The following is a 17,450-nucleotide window of genomic DNA, read 5'->3' as shown; positions in this document are numbered from 1 at the left end:
CCGTGGGCTCGCGTCGTGGTAACTGAGGTCACGCGGAAGGTAGGAGCGAAGCGTCGAAGTCAAGGAGGCTGTCGCGCTCGATCGGCGGAGCGGTGGTCTCGTCTCGACGCAACGGTCCGCGAGGAGCATTGACGCTGACGTTTCGCGGTTCTCGCACTACGATGGCGCGCATGAGAATGCGCACATCGCTCCGATGGCTCGCTGGTATCGGCATCATGGTCATATCCGGCTGTGGGCTGGTGCTCGGCCTCGACGACTTCCAGGACGCCGCGCCTGCCGACGGGACGACGGCGACTGGGACAGGCGGAGGCTCCGCGTGCGAGCCCGCGCACGTGATCGAGTGCTACTCCGGGCCCCCCGGGACGAAGGGCGCCGGGATCTGCGAGGCCGGGACGCAGGCGTGCAAGCGGGACGGCTCCGGATATGAGGCGTGCGAGGGAGAGGTGACGCCGGCGGTGGAGACGTGCGTGAGCACGGACGACGAGGACTGCGACGGGAAGGATTGTGTCAGGTGGGCGAGGCTCATCGGGGGCACAGAGCAAGAGACGGTGAGCCAGGTCGCGGTGGACTCAGCGGGCAATGTTTATGTTGGTGGCAAGTTCACGGGAGCGATGTCGTTCGGAGAAGATGTGCTCATCGCTGCTGGAGGTAACGACGCGTTTCTAGCCAAGTTCTCTGCTTTGGGGGAGTACGTCTGGAGTCGACAAGTGGGCGACGTAAAAGGAGATAACGTGTACGCGCTCGCGGTCAATTCCCACGGCGAAGTCATGGTCGCGAGCTTGGAGCTCGAAAGTCAGCTGGCCTCGATGAACATAGTGCTGCACAAGTACGACCCGGATGGGCGGTTGCTGTGGCGGAAGCCGCTGGGCGGAAAGATCTGCGGGCTCGTGCCGAGCGTCGTGAGGGGGATGAAGTTCCTTCCAGATGGGGACGTTGTGCTTGTGGGGGACTTCTGCGGAACAATCCGATTCGACGACGGACACAGTATTTCTAATGAGACCGATTCGGAGGAAATATTCGTGGCCAAGTTGCGGTCTTCCGACGGTTCCGTCGACGATGAGAGCGGCTGGGTCCGGGTGTGGGGCGGTGAGGACGCGCAGGTTGCCCAAAGCGTGAACGTCGATGCAGCGGGCAATATCATCCTGGCGGGGATCTTTTATGGCGAGCTGGTTCTGGGTGACCTTTCATACGAGTCCGCTGGTGGCGCGGATGTGTTCCTGGTGAAGCTCACAAGCGGTGGCCTCGTGAGCTGGGCGAGGGTTGTGGGAGGCACTGAGAACGAGGCGCTGTGGTCCATCGCTGTAGATAGACTGGGTGGTCCGGCGCTTGCGGTAGGGTTCCAAGGGACGGTTGATTTTGGCGGTGGTGAAATCGTCGTGGATGACCGCGCCGGCGCCTTGCTGAAATATACGACCTCTAACGTTTATGAATGGGCTCGAGTCTTCGACCGCGCGTTGACTATCGGTGGGATCTTGGCCGAGTCTGAGAGTGATGTGATGATCGTTGGTGGTCTGGTCGGTACTGTGGAGTTGGGCGGCGATCTGCTTCGCGCGAAATCCGAGAGAGATTTGGTGCTCGCGAAGGTTGGGCCCGAAGGTGAGCCTCTCTGGGCCAGGACCTTCGGTCTGATGGGGGAGGACGGCCCGAGCGTGATAGCGAGCGCGCTCAGCGATCGCGGTGAGCTGCTGATTGCCGGCGCTGCGAGGGGAAAGATCGATTTTGGTGCTGGAGCGATGACCCCACAGGGCGACGTGGATATCTTCGTCGCGAGCTTTCAGCCGTGAGGCGCCCGAGAGTGTTCGTGTGTGCCTCGCTGCCTCTGGTGGCGAGGGGCGATCGATCTGTGCTGCTCAATTCATGGGCTGCACGGGTCTGCGACAGCTTCGCACGTGTCCGCGCAGCTCGTGCAGGTGCACTCATAGGCAGCGCGGTAGAGCGCCACCACCTCCTCACCGTCGGCAGCGGCAGCCGTGTCGCAGCTCCTGAAGCACTCTGGCTGAGGGTCCCCCGTGAAGCAGATCTGTGTACATACAAGCCATTGTTGGCAGCCGGGATTACCTAAGCAGCTGGTCAAGCAGCCGCTTGTGAACGCACACGCGCGGCAGTCTGCACCGTTGTTGCCGCCACCAGCACCCTGTTCACCCGCGCATGTGCTGACGCACGCGACGAACGCCAGGTTGGTGGTGGCGAGATCGTCACATTGTTCCGCGTCGAGAACGCACTGCGCGATGCACTCATACTGTGGGTTAGAGCAGTCTATGGGGAATTGCTCGCAGATGGCTGAGCCGCATTCTGTCGCGCGCGAACAGGCTTGATCGCACACATCCCCGCCTCCGCCGTCCCCACCAGCTCCGCTCGACGTCGCGGCCGTCGTCGAGCTGGTGCTCGCCCCTGTCGTGCTGCTCGTCGTTCCCGCGCCGGTGCTCGCTCCGCTCCCGCCGTCTCCGCCGGGGTTCTCCGTCGTCTCGCCCGAGCACGCTGCGAACGCGGCGCCCGCCGCGAGACAGAATACGAACACCAAAGAAGAAGTTCTGCTGCGCATCGCCGTTCTCCTTGGGCACGCCGCGGGTGTTCCACGTGATTGCCCCAACGGCGCGGGATCGTTCGCCTGCTTCATTCCCCCGGCAAGGTTTTTCGCCGAGGAACCCGTGCCCGGGCGCGCGCATCCCCACGACCAGCTTCCGGTGACGCCATCGCCCACCCGAAGCGGGCCCATACGTCGCGCGCTGCGGCTGCGCCCGGCGCGCCCCCGGCACGCCACGCCGTGCTCGACGACCCCTCGCCTCCGCCTCCCGTCAGCCCGGCCCCGGCGACAGGGCCCCGAGCTCCGCGCCGCTGCGCTCCACGCCGAGCAGATCCCGCGCGGGCACCTCGCGCGCGTCGCCCTGCCCGATCAGCATCTTCGACGACCGCTTCGGCCTGAAATCCGGCCGGTTCGGGTTGAGCTTCCACCATCCCCCCTCGAGGATCACCCACGGCTCCTCGCTCGCGCGCACCACCTCCGTCGCGAACCGCGCGCGCGTGATGCCCGTGATCGCCCGCGTCTCCGGCAGCGCCGCCGCGAGCCGCTTCAGCCCCTCCGGCATGCCGCCGTAGCTCACCTGGGTCACCACGTTGTGGCCGGCGTCGAACCGGTAGATGCTCGTGCTCAGCACCTCGATCGACGGCGAGGCGTCGCTCACGAGGATGTTGTTCCGCAGGCGGCAACCCCAGCTCCCGTTGCCGCACTGGAGCGCGGGCCGGCCCCTCGCGCTCAGCACCACGGTGTTGTTGCGGATCAGGTTGTTGCGGCAGCCCCAGAGCGGCAGCGCGTCAGGCCCGGTCACCTGCTCCGGAGCGCGCGGGCCGGGCTCCACATAGGCCCGGTCGAACGGGTTCGCGTTGTCCCACTGCGCGATCCCGCTGGCGAGGTTGCCATAGATGAGGTTGTTCTGCACGACCGAGTCAGACACCCCTGCGAGGTTGATCGCCCCCCCGCCGCTGCGCCCGTTGCCGTTGATGACGTTCTGCTCGATGATGAAGTTCACGCCGCGGCCGTCCGGAAACCCGTGCTCGCCGAACCGCTCCGTCGCGCGCTTCATCAGCTCCGCGGCCCAGGCGCGGGTCGGCTCCCTCCGCGGATGATCCCGGAACGACGGGTGCTCCAGCACCGCGTCGAGCGAGGCCTCCGGATCGAGGTTCGCCTGGAACCCGCTCGCGTTGTTGCCGAAGAACACGTTGCGACGAACCACGTAGTTGTCCGATCCGTCGGATATGTAGGCGCCGTGCTCGCCCGCCGAGAAGGCGAACAGGTTGTCCTGCAGGAGGACCGTGTGGCTGTCGGTGGAGTGAACCCCCCACGTCCGATGGTGATGCGCGAAGTTGCCGACGATGGCGATGTGGTGCGCGAGCCTGCTGGTCTCGCCGAAGGCGCCGTCGATCATGATCCCCGCCTTCGGCTCGGCCGCGCTCTGCCTGCCAGGCGCGCTGCTGCCAGCGAGACGGAATCCCTCGATCACGACGTGGTGCGCTGCCTTCAGGTAAATCATCCAGTTCGGGTCGGCGGCGCACCCCCGGTGGATCACGACCTCGCCCGGGCTCCCCATCGCCTTGAAATGGATGTACCGCTCCTGACCGGCGCTCGGCTTGTCGCCAACCGAGAACCCCGCGTACGTCCCGGGCAACACCGCGATGAGATCGCCGCCGCGCGCTGCGTCCGCCGCCTCCTGGAGCGTCGCGAACGCGCGTGTGACAGGGAGCTCCCGCGGCTCGGCCGCAGCGCCGCGCGCGTTCAGATCGAGCGCGGCCACGCGGATCGTGGCGGGGGCCGGCGCGCCGACGACGAGGACGCGCTCGTAGCGCGCCTGCAGCTTCAGCGTCTGGCGCACCCACTCGTCGGAGTCCCGCGTGGTCACGAACGGCTCGGCTGCCGCGGGCGCTTGCGGCGCCGGCGCCTCGGCGGCCTTCGCCGGCGGGGGCCGTTTCTGCGCCGGCGGGGGCGCCGCCTCCTCGGGCGGCGGCCCCGCGACCTGGATCGTGCCGCTGCACGCGAGCGCGGCGACCGCGATGAGCCCGCCGCCGATGCGCGCGCAGCCACGGGCCAGCTGGATGACGCTTGTCGATCCTCTCATCTCGACGCTCCGGGGAAGGCCGCCCCTCCGAGGTGCGCCGCGCGTGCGGCGCTCGGCTCTGGCTACACCGGCTTACCCCAAAGCGCGCGCTTCAGCCAGACGAGCGCGCGCCTCGGCCAGGGCCCGCCACGGCCCGCGCGCGCCCGGCCCGCGCCGCGCGCAGCGCGCCGAGCGAGGTGCGACATCGCCTTCCAGCGGCGGCCGTCATGCAGCCGACACGTGCCCGTTTGCTTCCGTCGCTGCCCTTCCTTTGGTACGAAGAGCTCATGAAAGCGCTGCCCTCGCTCGTGAGCGTCGCTCTTGCCGGCGCCACCCTCCTCACGCTCGCGCCCGAAGCGCAGGCGAACATCAAGAATCCGAACGATCACCCCCGCTACTTTGCCGAGCTCGAGCCGCACGGGAACTTCGTCTTCATGCACCGCGACTACGGCCTGCGGCGGTACGGGCCCGGGCGCTACAACGACTTCGGCGACCCCGAGTTCGGCGTCGGTTTCAGGGCGAGCATCGAGCTCGCCGACCCGGCGTTCATCCCGAAGCTCAACAACACTGTCGCCATCTCGTTCGGGCTCGATCTCACCAACTGCAGGTACTGCCGCCGCGACTTCACCATCTGGAGTCCGGTCACCATGCAGTGGAACTTCTTCTTCACCGATCAGTGGAGCGCGTTCGCCGATCTCGGCGCTGTCGTCCGTACCGACGGGTTCTACAACGACGTGTGGCTCGACTTCGTCACCATGGTCGGCGGCCGCTACCACTTCAACGACAACATGTCGCTCACGATGCGGATCGGGTATCCCTTCTTCAGCGTCGGCGTCTCGTTCTTCGTCGGCTGAGCCGCTCCCCGCCGGCTCTGGCCCTCTGGCGGGCTGAGCCGCCCCGGGCGCCGCCCTGCTGTCGCGCTCTCCTGGCGCATCCGGGGCCGGCGGGAGCGCACGGACTCCGCCGCGGGCGGCATCTCGCCGGCGCGAGCGTACGGCGCGGACATCGGGCGCGTGCGGACAGGGCCCGCCCTGGTTAGACTAGCCGGAGATGGTCGGCTGGTATTTCGTAGGCATCCTCGGTCTCGCCCTGCTGATGGTGGTCCACGAGGGAGGGCACTTCTTCGCCGCGCGCGCTTACGGCATGCGCGTCTTGAAGTTCTCGATCGGCTTCGGCCCCACCTTCTTCAAGATTGTCCCGAAGGACGGGTACTACTGGTTCACGACCGCCGCGGACAAGGTCCGCGTGCGGCTCTTTCGCCACGACCCGTTGAAGCACGGCCCCACCGTGTTCCAGGTCGCCATGATCCCCTTCCTGGCGTACGTCCAGATCGCGGGGATGAACCCCCTCGAGGAGGTCGATCCCGAGGACAAGGGCAGCTACGCGAACGCGAGCCTGATGGGCCGGATCGCCGCGATCTTCGCCGGTCCGCTCGCCAATTACCTGTTCGCGTCGGTCCTCTTCTTCGCGAGCCTGATGGTGGGCGGCAAGCCCCACCGCCTGACCGACATCGGCGTGGTCGCCGGGATGCCGGCGGCGGCCAGCCTGAAGGACGGCGATCGCATCGTCGAGATCGACGGGACCCCGGTCCACGACTGGGAGAAGATGGCGGAGATCATCTCCAAGAGCCCCGGCCGTCCGCTCGACCTCGTGGTGGAGCGCGCGGGCGAGCGCGTCTCGGCCAAGGTCACGCCTGCGAACGAGAGCGGCTCGGGCAAGATCGGCGTGATCCCCGTCGGGCCCGTCCAGCGGGTGCCGGTGACCGCGAGTGAGGCCGCGCTGCTCGCGCTGAAGATGCCGCCGAAGGTCGTGCAGGACCTGGTCGTCGGGCTCGGCCAGGTCCTCACGGGCAAGATCGAGGGCGAGCTCGGGGGCCCGGCGGCGATGATCGGGCAGACCGCGCAGGCGGCCAAGCGCGGCTTGCCGCACGGGCTCGAGTTCCTCGGGGTGCTCTCGGCCTACCTCGGCGCGTTCAACCTGATCCCGTTCCCCGCCCTGGACGGCGGCCGCCTGATGTTCCTGTTTTACGAGGCCGCCACGCGGCGCCGGCCGAACGCGCGCGTCGAGGCGCACATCCACCTGGTCGGCGTGTTCATGCTGCTCGGGCTGATGCTCTACGTCACCGCGAACGACTTCGGCCTCGGGTCGAAGTAGCCCTCCCTGCGTGGCGACGAGGCCGCCCGCGCGGGTTCCGGCGCCCGACGGGCGCCTCGCCCGCGCGGTGATGCGGCTCCTGCTGCGCTGCCTGCCGCTGCTCTTGCTCTGGCCGTGCTCGCGGCCGGCGTCCGCGCTGGCCGCGGCGCCGGGCGCGTGGTCCGACGAGGAAGACGAGGCCGTCTTCGACGTCCCCGCGCCCCCGACGCTCCCCGGGCTCACGCTGCGCGACCCGACCTTCACCTTCGAGTACACGGCGGCCGTGATCGAGCCCGACGCGGCGAGCCGGGCGGGCGGCAAGCTCGCCTTCGCCTGGTACTCGCACGGCGAGATGGAGGTGCCGCTCGTCCCGCGCAAGTGGTTCGTCGGCGCGGTGCATGACAGCGCCGCGGCGAGCGTCCCGGGGGTCGAGCGGTCGATCCTGCTCGGGAGCCCCGAGCTGTACGGGCGCGGCGTCTGGTCGAGCGTGCGCGGGCTCGCCTCCGGCGGAGGCTTCGGCGTCGTGCTCCCCGTCCCGCGCGACGTCTCGCGCGACCAGGCCGAGGTGCTCCGGACGGCGCGCGTGGTGCGGCCGTGGGACGAGACGCGCTTCCGGGAGCTCACGCTCACATTCCGCCCCTGGTTCGACATGCGGCACATCACCGGGCCGTTCATCTTCCAGCTCAGGCAGGGCCTCGACTGGTCGCTGGTCGTGCGCGGCCGGCGGTCCGGGGAGCGCCGCACCGACATCACGGCGCACACGGCGTTCTACTTCGGCTACCGGCTCGCGAGGCCGGTCGGGGTGGGTCTGGAGCTGTGGGAGGTCTACCAGCTGACCCAGGACCTGCCGGACGACCGGCGCGCGACGTTCGCGGTCTCGCCGAGCGTCCGCTTCATCCTGTCGAACGTGCAGCCGGCGCTGAGCGTGCTCTTGCCGGTCACGACCCCGCTGCGCGGCGACGTCGCCTCGTATTATGCCGCGCGGTTCAGCGTCGGGTTCACCTTCCCGACAGGCGCTCCACGGGCGCCCCCGTGAGCGCGGCGGGCGCGCTCGCCGGGCGCGCTCCTGGCTGAAGGCGCGCCGAAGGCGCCGAAGGCGCGGGATCGGCTTCGAGTGTGCGTGCATCCAGCGCGGGCGCTCGGTACCCTGGCCGCGTGGTCAACGCAGGATGGCTCCGGCGCGGTCTGGTTCTCGCGGCGCTACTCGGCCCGGCCGGCTGCTCGACCCAGCTCGTGAGCCTGAACGAGGGGCCCCGCGAGTACGTCGCGACGGACTACGAGAACGTGCTGCGCAGCTGGACGCGCACGGAGCACCTGTTCGCGCTCTCCGAGCTCGACAACTTCCTCACCGCCACCGCGACCTTCGAGTCGTGGGACTTCCGCTGGGCCTACGTGGTCCGCTACGCGCAGGACTACCGGCTCACGATCGAGCAGCGGCAGAAGCTGCTCGAGAAGACGCTCGAGGAGACGCGCCAGCGCCATCAGTTCTTCGTCGCGATCTTCGGGGGCGAGCGCAAGTACAACGACCTCTCGACGCCGAACAGCGCGTGGATCGTGCGGCTGATCGACGACACAGGGAACGAGACGGCGCCCGAGGAGATCGTCGCGATCGCCAAGCCGAACGCGCTCGAGCGGACCTACTTCCCGTACAACACGGTGTGGCGCCAGGCGTTCCGCATTCGCTTCCCGCGCGCGACCGCGGACGGGAAGCCGACGATCTCGCCGAGCGCGAGGTGGTTCGGGCTCCGCTTCGCCGGGGCCCAGGGCAACAGCGAGCTCGTCTGGCAGGTCAACGAGGAAGCGGAGCCCGTCGATCCCGCCGAGCTGGAGCAGGGGGCCGCGCGGCCGCTGCGGCCGAAGAGCGGCCAGCTCTAGCTCCGCGCGCCGCGCATCCCGCCAGGGCTCGCTGACGCGCGGAGCCAGCCGAGCCCCGCGCGGCTCTGGCCCCGCGCGCCGCCTCAGCCGCGCTGAGCGTTCATCGAGACCGACTGCGCCAGGATGGAGAGCAGCTCGGGCGTGCTCTCGAACAGCTCGCGCAGCGTGGGGTGGTCGGCGAGGAGCACGAGCGCGCCACCCCCGGCGGCGCGAGCGATCGACGGCGCCGGCTGGCCTCCGAGCAGCTCCGAGGCGAACAGGAGCTCGCCGGGCCTCGCGGTGCCTGCGATCGCCTGCGATCGCTCCTCGACCAGCTCCAGCGCGCCGGCGCCGATGATCACGAGCCCGGGGATGGGGTTGCCCGCGTGGATGAAGTGCTCGCCGGGCGCCAGGCCGCGCAGCCGGAGCCGGCCGAGGACGCGGCGCAGCAGCGTATCTTCGAGCTCGCCCAGGGGCCCCATCGTGGCGCCTGCGAGCGACTGGATCCGGTCTGCGACGGTGCGCAGCTCGTCGAGCACCCAGGGGCAGCTGCGGAGCGCGTGATCGATGGTCGCCTGGCCCCAGATCGCCACCCGCGCGCCGTCCGCGCCGGCGACGACGCGCAGGGGGATGCCTTCCTCGAGCGTCCCTCGGGACGGCACGAGCGTCCTCGTCGCGGCGCGCTCGGCGGGGATATCGACGATGTTCGCGCACACGGCGGCGTCCCCGCGCAGGACCAGCGCGGCCCCGTCGACGGCGAGCTCCTCGTCGCACGAGAGGTCTTCCACGCGCGCTGCGAGCGCGAGCTCGTCGTGCATCTCCTCGGGCAGGTCCGCGAACGCCTCGATCTGCTCCAGATCGCGGCCGGTGAGGGCCGCGGCGTCGGCGGCTGGCGCGGCGCTGGCCGCGCCGGGCCGCGGCAGATCCGGCGCGATCTCCGGTGCGAGGTCGAGGGCCGCGAGCGCCTCCGTCTCCGGCGGCGCGCTGGGCGGCGCGTCGAGCGCCATCGCGGCGAGGTCGGCGCTCTCGCCTGCGGCCGGCCGCCGCCCCTCGACCGCGGGCACATCCACGCGCGGCGCCGCGTCGAGATCGGGGAGGGCCTCGACCGAGGCCGGCGCGCGGGCGTCGGCGGCGGACGCAGGCCGCGGCGCGGCGGCGGCCGCCTGGGCCGGGGGCTCTTCGACGAGCGCGAGGTCCGCGTCGTCGAGCAGCTCTTCCACGGGCTCCGGCGCGGGCTCGCCCGAGGCTTCCTCGAGCGCGTGCGGGCGCGGCGCCTGGACCTCGGCGCCGAGGGGCGCGGGCTCGCCGCGGGACGGGGTGGCCTTCGTCTGCAGGTCGTCGTCCTGCTCCGCTGCCTGTGGCGAAGGCGGAGGGGTGGCGAGCCGGCTCGACATCGGCGCTTCGAGGTCGCTGTCGGAGAGCTCGATGACGACCGTCCCCTCGATCGTCGACTCCGCGGGCGACGCGTCTGCGCTCGCAGGGGGCTCGATCTTTGCGCTGTCGCCCGCGGAATTCGCGATGCCCTTCGCGAGGATGCTGTCGGCCGAGGCCCCGAGGTGTCCTGGGGGTTCGTTTCCGGTGGGCGTCGCCGGGCGGGTGCGCGTCGCCGCAGGCGTCGGGGGCGCGGGAGGTCGCGCGGAGATCGGCTTCCGCTTGAGCGTCAGATCGAGCGGCGCGGCCGAGGTGATGACCTCGTCTTCCTCTTCGTCGCCCGGCTGTGGCGTCGAGGGATGCCTGCGGGCCACGAGGTACGTGTCGCCGTTCGACGTGATGATCTCCTGGGGAGGCCGCGGCGGCGCGGCTGGCTCCGCGTCCTCGGACCAGGGGTCGAGGATCGGCTCGCGCGGCCTTCGTTTGGAGCTGATCGCTCCCTGTGCGGGCGCGGCCGTGCCTGTGCGGGCCGGGGTGGGCGTCGGGGCCTCAGCCTCGACGACGATCTCGCCGATGTCGTCGCTCGGCGCGTGCTCTTCAGCGGGGGCTGGAGGGCTCGAGGCCTGGTGCGACGCCGATGTCTGGAGCGAAGCCGCTGCGGCCAGCGGTGCGGCGGATACCGGCAACGATGGCGCGGCGGGCTGCGCGGGCGGCGGGACGGACGCCGGCGATGGCGCGGCGGGCGGCGGGCCGGTAGGTGATGGCGTGGCGGACGCCGCGACGGACAGCGGTGGCGCAGCAGGCGATGGCGGTGGCGCGGCGAGCGGCGGCACGGGGGGGGATTGCGGTGGCGCGGCGGCCCCCGGGGGCGCATCGGGAGGTGCGACCGGCATCGACGAGGCCAGCGGCGGCGCGAGGGGCGGCGGCGGCGTGGCGGTGGCCGAGAGTGCCGGTGGACGCGTGGCTGGTGCCGGAGGTGCGGCCGGCGGCGGAAGCGCGCCGGGCGGCGGAAGCGCGCCGGGCGGCGGAAGCGCGGAGGCCAGCGTGGGCGGCGGCGGCGTCGGGGGAGGCAGAGCCTGCGGGTGTGGCGGCGTGCTGATCGGCGGCTGCGGCGGCGCGAAAGATGGCGGCGGCACCGGCGGGGGCAGCACCTGCGGCTGTGCAAGCACGCCAGCTGACGGTGCAGCGGAGGTCGGCCCGGCGGGCGGAGGCGGAGGTTGCGGGCGCGGAGGTTGAAAAGACGGCGGATGCGGTGCTGGCGCCGGCTGCGGGCGTGGGGGCGCAAAAGGCGGCGGGTGCGACGCGGGTGGAGGCCCGAACGTGGGCGGAGGCGGCGCGGGTGGAGGCCCGAACGACGGCGGAGGCGGCGCTGGCGGAGGTCCGAACGACGGCGGGTGCGACGCGGGTGGAGGCCCGAACGACGGCGGGTGCGGCGCTGCCGGAAGTCCGAGGGACGCCGGATGCGGCGCTGGCGGAGGTCGGAACGACGGCGGGCGCGACGCGGGCGCGACGCCTCTTGTCGCCTGCGGCTGCGGCTCCGCGATGAGGCTCGGCAGCGGTGGAGCAGGTAGAGGTACCGCCGGAAGCGCCGACGGAGGCCGCGGCGCCGCCGGCGGTGGCTCGCTCATGGAGCGTGTCCCGGCGGGGCGCGGGGGCTGCAGGGGGCTCATCGCGGGGTCGGACCGTCCGCGCTCCGGCGATGGAGGTAGCGCCGACTGCAGCTCCTGCGGCGTGGGCACGGAGGCAGGACGAGGGGGGATCGATGACGGCCGCCGCGATCCTCCCCGCGGTACGGCCGGCGGTGGTATCGGGGCGGGCGGTCGCGCGCTCGGTGTCTTCGCCTGCGCTGTCACCAGAAGCGGGTCCGTGGTGAGCTGCTGCCGGAACGACGGAACCCCCGGCGCGGGAGGCAGCGGCGGAATGGCGTTCGCCATGGGGGCAGGCAGCGGAGGCGCCGGCGGTGGCTGACTCCGGTACATCGCGCCGGCCTGGACGTTGGGCGCAGCCGTCGGCGGTGCGGAGGGCGCGGCCGACGGCGCCAGCGGTTGCGCGTGCGGTGGGTCGAGCCGCTGCGGGTACGCTGCGGGGGGCGGCTGCGAGCGCGACACGCCAGGCGGAGCCGCCGGCGCGAAGGGCGGCGGCTGCGAGCGCGACACGCCAGGCGGAGCCGCCGGCGCGAAGGGCGGCGGCTGCGAGCGCGACACGCCAGGCGGAGCCGCCGGCGCGAAGGGCGGCGGCTGCGGCTGAACGGGCGGCGCAGCCTGCGGGAAGGCACCGTCGGGAGGCTGCTGCGTCGGCGGCTGCGCCATCGGCGGCGTGGGGAGCGACGTGCTGCCGTGCGCATCGCCGGGCGGCGCGGGGGAGAACGGCGCGATCGGTCGTGCTCCGGCGCCCTGCCCGCCCTCTGCGCCCGGGCTGAGCGGCGGCGACAGCCGGGACGATCCCGTCAGTCGCTCTGATTCGGCCGCCAGCTCCGGCTGCGAGAGCGGTTCGAACATGTCGATCTCGATCGAGGGCATCGAGGCGCGCAGCTCCTGGGTGAGCGACATGCGGCGGCGCCAGGTCTGCTCGTCCGACGGCGGCGCCTCGTCAGAGGACGGGGGCGGCGCGTCGCCTTCGCTGTCGATGGTCTCCAGGAGATCGGGATCGCTCGGCTGCCCGACCTCCGAGGCCATGACCTCCTCGAGCGCCGTCACGCACAGCCCGAGCTCCGAGGCGCGGAACGGCTGCCCGGCCGCCCCGGCGGCGTCGGCCGCGCGTCGCAGCCACACGATAGCGTCGCGCCGCTCGCCGCGCGCCCACAGCGCGCTTGCCGTGGAGATCCCCCACACGACATCTTCATCGTCATTCGGGTGAGGTTCGGGGAGGGCGACCACGCGGTTCGCCATGAGCAACACCACCTATCACAGGCCCCACTGCGGCCGTTTACCCCATGGTACCGAGCGAGCCGACGTCCCGGATCGGGCGTCGCGCGAGCCCCGCGGCGCGGAAAGCCGCGCCACCCAGGAGCTTAGCCGCGCTCGCCACGGCACGTACAAATTACGGTACGGATGTCGCTTTTAGCGCTCGCCTCGCCATCGTTGCCCGTCAACTGCCCGCCAGCTGCCCGTTAGGACCCGGTGCTGGCACACATTCGCGACGCGAACGCGGATCCAAGGCGACGCTCCGACGTGAATTCGACGTGGCCCGACGTATAAGGAGCGAACGCCGCGTGCGCCGCGTGTGTCCGCAAAGCGCCCGGCCAGGGGGCCTGGCGGATTCTGGTTGAGCACGGGGCACGCGCGGGTGCGTCCGCGGCCTGTGCAATGACGCCGGGTCAGGTGGAGCGCCGTCCACCGATGCGCCGCGGCCGGCAGCCCAGGACCGCCGCGCGGCGGCACATCTCCTCGACACCATCCCGCGATGCGGCCTCTCCGGGCATGCGTCTCGCGAGCCAGCCGATGAGCGTCAGCCCCGCTGCGCGGGCGTCTGCGGGCATCGTCCCGTCGTTCAGGAGGCTCGCGATCTGGGCGATCAGACGCGTGCGCGTTTCCTCGGGCGCCATCCTGGGTGCTCCATGAAGCATTCGAACGGGAAAGTCAAAAGAACCGCCATGCCGGCGCGCAGCCCCGTCGGCGGGCACCTCGACGCTGTGTGCTCCTCGACATCCCGTCTGTCCCGCTTGCCTGGGTCGGCGGCGTGCCCACACCCTCTGTGCAGTGGCGTCAAGATAAATCACACAGGGTCAAATCGGCGCGATCAGCACCTCGCGATCCTTGGCGCCGTTCGCGGGCCCGACGAGCCCGCGCTTCTCCATTGCCTCGACCAGCTTGGCCGCGCGGTTGTAGCCGACGCCGAGCTTGCGCTGCAGCCACGAGGTCGAGCAGCGCCGGGTGTCGGCCACGATGCGAACCGCGGCGTCGTACATCGGATCGGCCTCCGCGTCGGACGTGTCGGGCTCCTCGCCCTCCTCGTCTCGGGGCCGGAGGATCGCCTCGTCGTAGACGGGCTCGCCCTGGAGCCGGAGGAAGTCGGTGATCTTCTGGACCTCCTCCTCGGAGCAGAACGGGCACTGGACGCGGCGCGTATCGTTCGAGCCGTTCATCTTGATCAGCATGTCGCCGCGGCCGAGCAGGTGCTCCGCGCCCTGCTCGTCGAGGATCGTCCGGCTATCCACCTTCTGCGCGACACGGAAGGCGATGCGCGTCGGGAAGTTCGCCTTGATCATGCCGGTGATCACGTCGACGCTCGGCCGCTGCGTCGCGAGGATCACGTGCATGCCGGCGGCGCGCGCCTTCTGCGCGAGGCGGGCCACGCTCGCCTCCACGTCCTTGCCTTGCTGCATCATGAGGTCGGCGAACTCGTCGACCACGATCACGATGAACGGGATCTTCTCCGGCAGCGCCGCGTCCGATCCGTCCTTCGCCGCGTCGATCTCCACCTCGAGCCCGTCGGCGCCGATGGCGCTCACCTTGGCCGGGGGCTTCGGCGGGCGCGCCTCGCCGCGCTGCACGCGCTCGACCCAGGCGTTGTAGGTCGTGATGTTCTTCGTCCCCGCGTTCGCGAAGAGCTGGTACCGGCGCTCCATCTCGTCGACGGCCCACTTGAGCGCGTTCGCCGCCTGCTTCATGTCCGTCACGACCGGCAGGAGCAGGTGCGGGATGCGGTCGAAGGGCGCGAGCTCGACGACCTTGGGATCGATCATCAGCAGCCTGAGCTCCTCCGGCGTCTTGCGGAAGAGCAGGCTCACCAGCATCACGTTGAGGCCCACGCTCTTGCCCGCGCCGGTCGCGCCCGCGACGATGACGTGCGGCATCGACGCGAGGTCGGCGAAGTACGGCGTCCCGATGATGTCGCGGCCGAGCACGCACGGCAGCGGCGCCTTCATCTCGACGAAGCGGCGATCCTCGACGAGCTCGCGCAGGTTGACGGGCAGGCGGTGCTCGTTCGGGATCTCGAAGCCGATCCGGTTCTTGCCGGGGATGGGGGCGACGATGCGGACCTTGCGCGAGAGGCCGAGCGCGAGGTCGTCCGCGAGGCCTGCGACCTTCGACACCTTGGTGCCGGCGGCGGGAGAGACCTCGAACGTCGTGACGGTCGGCCCCGGGTGGATCTCCTCGACCTTCCCGCTGACGCCGTAGTCGGCGAGCGTCTTCTCGAGGAGCTGCGCGGTCGCCTTCAGCTGATCCGCGTCGAGCTGCAGGCGCCCGCCCGCGGCCGCCTCGAGCATGTCCGTCAGCGGCAGGCGGAAGCCCGCTCCGGCCGCCGGGACGACCTTCACCACGGCCGGCTTCTCGCTGACGAGCTCGCGGCTCGTATCGACGATCGTCGGGTCGCGCGGCGCGACCCCGCGAGCCCGCTCCGGGCCGATGGCGGGCGAGGGCTCGCGGTGAGCCGCCGCGGCGTCCGGCGCGCGCACCGGCAGCTCGCGATGAGCCGCCGCGGCGTCCGGCGTGCGCACCGGCAGCTCGCGATGAGCCGACGCGGCGTCCGGCGCGCGCACCGGCAGCTCGCGGTGGGCCACCGCGGCGTCCGGCGCGCGCGCGGGTAGCTCGCGATGAGCCGCCGCGGCGTCCGGCGCGCGCGCCGGCAGCTCGCGCACTGGCAGCTCGCGCCGCTGGCGCACGGGCAGGATGGGCGACGGTGTCGGCACGTCGACCTCGTCCGGTTCTCCGAGAGCGGTCACCATCTCGTCGTCACCCGGGTCGGGCGCCGCGAGCGCCTCCGGCTCGTCCTCGTCGAGGTCGCCCTGCACCTCGTCGAAGTCGCCCTGCACCTCGTCGAGGTCGCCCTGCACCTCGTCGATGTGCGCCTCGCCTCCGAACGACAGCTCTTCGCTGTCCTCCTGGGCGGCGGCGCCGCGCGGCGCGGGAGACGCGGCGCGACGCCGTGTTGCTCGGCGCTGCGTTCCCTCGCGCGGCTCGGCAGCGCACTGCGCCCGGCCGCGCCGCTCGACGCCGTGCGACACGGCCCCGCGCGGCTCGGCGCCGTGCGACACCGCCTCGCACGGCTCGTCGTCCCGCTGCGCTTCCTCGCTGGGCTCGGCGCCGCGGGTCACCACCTCGTGCGTCTCACCGCCGTGGATCACCAGCTCGTGCGGCTCGGCGCCGTGGGTCACCACCTCGTGCGCCTCCCCGCCGTGGATCTCCACCTCGCGCGGCTCGGCGTCGTGCGGCTCTGCCCCGCGCGGCGCTGCGCCCTGCTGCGCGGCTTCGCGCGGCTCCTTCGCCTGCGCCTTCCGCCCGCGCCGCGGCTTCGCCGGGGCGGCCGGCTCCTCGGGGGACGCCTCGAACGGCGCGCTCTTCCAGAGATCGAGCGCCGGCGCCGCGACGGGCGCCGGCTCGACGGGCGTTGCCCTGGCGGCGGGATCGGAGGGCCGCTCGTCGGTGTCGTCGGCCAGCGCGGCGATGATCGCGTCCGGGCTCGAGTTGCGCGCGATGATCGGCGGCGCGCTCTGCGTCTTGGCCTCGGTCTGCCGCTCCAGGTCGCGCGCCGCGGCCCACGCCCCGAAGAGCGCGCGCGCCCAGCCGGCGACGCGCACGGCGATGGCGATCGCGAGCTGCTCGGCCCGGTGCGCGAGCTCGATGAACGAGAACGTCGCGCGGCCCATCAGGATGAGCGCGACGACGGTGAGCCCGATGATGTAGGACCCGATGTTCGAGAAGAGCGCGCGCAGCACCTCCCCGAACAGCTCGCCCACGGCCCCGCCGAGCGGCATCGCGCCGAACGCGACAGCGCGCGGGAACGCGACGTGCGCGAGCGCCGCGAGCACGATGACCACCACGATGTCGCCGCTCAGCCGGAACAGGCTGGCGATCGAGCGCTTCGCCCCCAGGAGCGGCATCGCCAGCAGCGCGAGCTCGAGCGGGACGAACCACGCGATGACGCCGATCGCCTCGATCGACGTCCCCGCGAGCGCAGCGCCCACGGGCCCCACCCAGTCGTCGCCGGAGACCTCCGGCCGCATCGGATCCCCGCGAAAGGAGGCGAGCGCCAGCGCGCTGTACAGGGCGGAGACCAGCAGAACCAGCGCCGCCGCATCCCGGGTGTAGCCATGGCCCGGCGGCGCAGCAGGACCCGCGATCCCTGCTGGGCTGGTCCGCGCGGCGCCGCGCGCCCCGGACCGCAAGGGCTCGCCAAGGCCGGCGGCGGGCTGGGCGCGGCGAGGAGCGAACAAGGGGACGTGCATACCTACCTGTACCTACTTTGCTCACATATGCGCACTGCGCTCCGGGGGCAAGAAGTATGGGAGGGCTGCAAGAAGTGGAAGAGACCGGAATGAGGCGGGACGGACAAAGAAGGGGCGAGGCGGCGTGAGCGCTGCCATGGCGCGCGCCTGAGCTCGCCGGGCAGGGCGAAACGCAGCCGCTTCCGGGCAGCCTGGGCGAGGGGAGGGAGCCGGGAGGGCGGGGGATCGCCGGCCGCCGGCGCGCTGGAGTTCTGGCCAGATTTCGCGCAGACTTTGAAAAGGCTCCTCTCTATCCCGGCCTTGAAATTCTTTCAAACAGAGCGCTGCGGGCGGTA

Annotated in this window: 11 protein-coding genes; 7 read left to right on the top strand and 4 right to left on the bottom strand. The window is 71.6% G+C overall.

The window, feature by feature from the left end; genetic code table 11:
- Nucleotides 1–170: 170 nt before the first annotated feature.
- The gene (locus WME97_RS43035; RefSeq protein WP_437546597.1) at nt 171–1,784 is read left to right on the top strand and encodes an SBBP repeat-containing protein; all 1,614 of its coding nucleotides are present in this window, start codon (nt 171–173) and stop codon (nt 1,782–1,784) included.
- A gap of 1,011 nt (nt 1,785–2,795) precedes the next feature.
- Here the strand turns inward: WME97_RS43035 and WME97_RS43030 are convergent.
- The gene (locus tag WME97_RS43030; protein ID WP_437546595.1) at nt 2,796–4,610 is read right to left on the bottom strand and encodes a right-handed parallel beta-helix repeat-containing protein; all 1,815 of its coding nucleotides are present in this window, start codon (nt 4,608–4,610) and stop codon (nt 2,796–2,798) included.
- Nucleotides 4,611–4,876: 266 nt separating this feature from the next.
- On the opposite strand from WME97_RS43030, the gene WME97_RS43025 reads away from it, so the two are divergent.
- The 4 genes from WME97_RS43025 to WME97_RS43010 all read left to right on the top strand — a co-directional run bounded on the left by WME97_RS43025 (nt 4,877) and on the right by WME97_RS43010 (nt 8,597).
- Nucleotides 4,877–5,443: a hypothetical protein gene (locus tag WME97_RS43025; RefSeq protein WP_437546594.1), complete on the top strand. Its 567-nt coding sequence runs from the start codon at nt 4,877–4,879 to the stop codon at nt 5,441–5,443.
- Between the two features lie 196 nt (nt 5,444–5,639).
- Nucleotides 5,640–6,743, top strand: coding sequence for a M50 family metallopeptidase (locus WME97_RS43020; RefSeq protein ID WP_437546592.1), 1,104 nt, complete (start codon nt 5,640–5,642; stop codon nt 6,741–6,743).
- Between the two features lie 10 nt (nt 6,744–6,753).
- Nucleotides 6,754–7,758, top strand: a complete 1,005-nt coding sequence (locus tag WME97_RS43015; RefSeq protein ID WP_437546590.1) for a hypothetical protein — start codon at nt 6,754–6,756, stop codon at nt 7,756–7,758.
- 119 nt (nt 7,759–7,877) lie between these two features.
- Nucleotides 7,878–8,597, top strand: a complete 720-nt coding sequence (locus WME97_RS43010; protein ID WP_437546588.1) for a hypothetical protein — start codon at nt 7,878–7,880, stop codon at nt 8,595–8,597.
- An 83-nt stretch (nt 8,598–8,680) separates the two neighbouring features.
- On the opposite strand, the gene WME97_RS43005 is transcribed toward WME97_RS43010, so the two are convergent.
- A complete protein-coding gene (locus WME97_RS43005) occupies nt 8,681–10,321 on the bottom strand; it encodes a hypothetical protein (RefSeq protein WP_437546586.1) in 1,641 nt (546 codons plus the stop codon).
- A 199-nt stretch (nt 10,322–10,520) separates the two neighbouring features.
- On the opposite strand from WME97_RS43005, the gene WME97_RS43000 reads away from it, so the two are divergent.
- Both WME97_RS43000 and WME97_RS42995 read left to right on the top strand, forming a co-directional pair.
- A complete protein-coding gene (locus tag WME97_RS43000) occupies nt 10,521–11,183 on the top strand; it encodes a hypothetical protein (protein ID WP_437546584.1) in 663 nt (220 codons plus the stop codon).
- Between the two features lie 1,260 nt (nt 11,184–12,443).
- Complete coding sequence (locus WME97_RS42995) at nt 12,444–12,803, top strand: hypothetical protein (protein ID WP_437295800.1); 360 nt, start codon at nt 12,444–12,446, stop codon at nt 12,801–12,803.
- Nucleotides 12,804–13,263: 460 nt separating this feature from the next.
- On the opposite strand, the gene WME97_RS42990 is transcribed toward WME97_RS42995, so the two are convergent.
- Nucleotides 13,264–13,491 (bottom strand): hypothetical protein, encoded by a 228-nt coding sequence (locus tag WME97_RS42990; protein WP_162144043.1) that lies wholly within the window; start codon nt 13,489–13,491, stop codon nt 13,264–13,266.
- 180 nt (nt 13,492–13,671) lie between these two features.
- Entirely contained in the window at nt 13,672–17,115 is a 3,444-nt protein-coding gene (locus WME97_RS42985; protein ID WP_437546581.1) for a DNA translocase FtsK 4TM domain-containing protein, read from the bottom strand.
- Between the last annotated feature and the right edge of the window lie 335 nt (nt 17,116–17,450).

The sequence above is a fragment of the Sorangium sp. So ce367 genome, assembly GCF_051520455.1.
Lineage (GTDB): Bacteria > Myxococcota_A > Polyangia > Polyangiales > Polyangiaceae > Sorangium > Sorangium cellulosum_B.
The sequence above is the reverse complement of the archived record's forward strand: the minus strand, read 5'-3'. Positions and strand labels throughout refer to the sequence as shown.

What these genes read in the sequence shown, in the direction of transcription:
- WME97_RS43025 (WP_437546594.1), top strand. Translation starts at nt 4,877, where the DNA reads ATGAAAGCGCTGCCCTCGCTCGTGAGCGTCGCTCTTGCCGGCGCCACC.
- WME97_RS43000 (WP_437546584.1), top strand. Translation starts at nt 10,521, where the DNA reads ATGTCGTCGCTCGGCGCGTGCTCTTCAGCGGGGGCTGGAGGGCTCGAG.
- WME97_RS43035 (WP_437546597.1), top strand. Translation starts at nt 171, where the DNA reads ATGAGAATGCGCACATCGCTCCGATGGCTCGCTGGTATCGGCATCATG.
- WME97_RS43020 (WP_437546592.1), top strand. Translation starts at nt 5,640, where the DNA reads ATGGTCGGCTGGTATTTCGTAGGCATCCTCGGTCTCGCCCTGCTGATG.
- WME97_RS42995 (WP_437295800.1), top strand. Translation starts at nt 12,444, where the DNA reads ATGTCGATCTCGATCGAGGGCATCGAGGCGCGCAGCTCCTGGGTGAGC.
- WME97_RS43030 (WP_437546595.1), bottom strand. Translation starts at nt 4,610, where the DNA reads ATGAGAGGATCGACAAGCGTCATCCAGCTGGCCCGTGGCTGCGCGCGC.
- WME97_RS42990 (WP_162144043.1), bottom strand. Translation starts at nt 13,491, where the DNA reads ATGGCGCCCGAGGAAACGCGCACGCGTCTGATCGCCCAGATCGCGAGC.
- WME97_RS42985 (WP_437546581.1), bottom strand. Translation starts at nt 17,115, where the DNA reads ATGCACGTCCCCTTGTTCGCTCCTCGCCGCGCCCAGCCCGCCGCCGGC.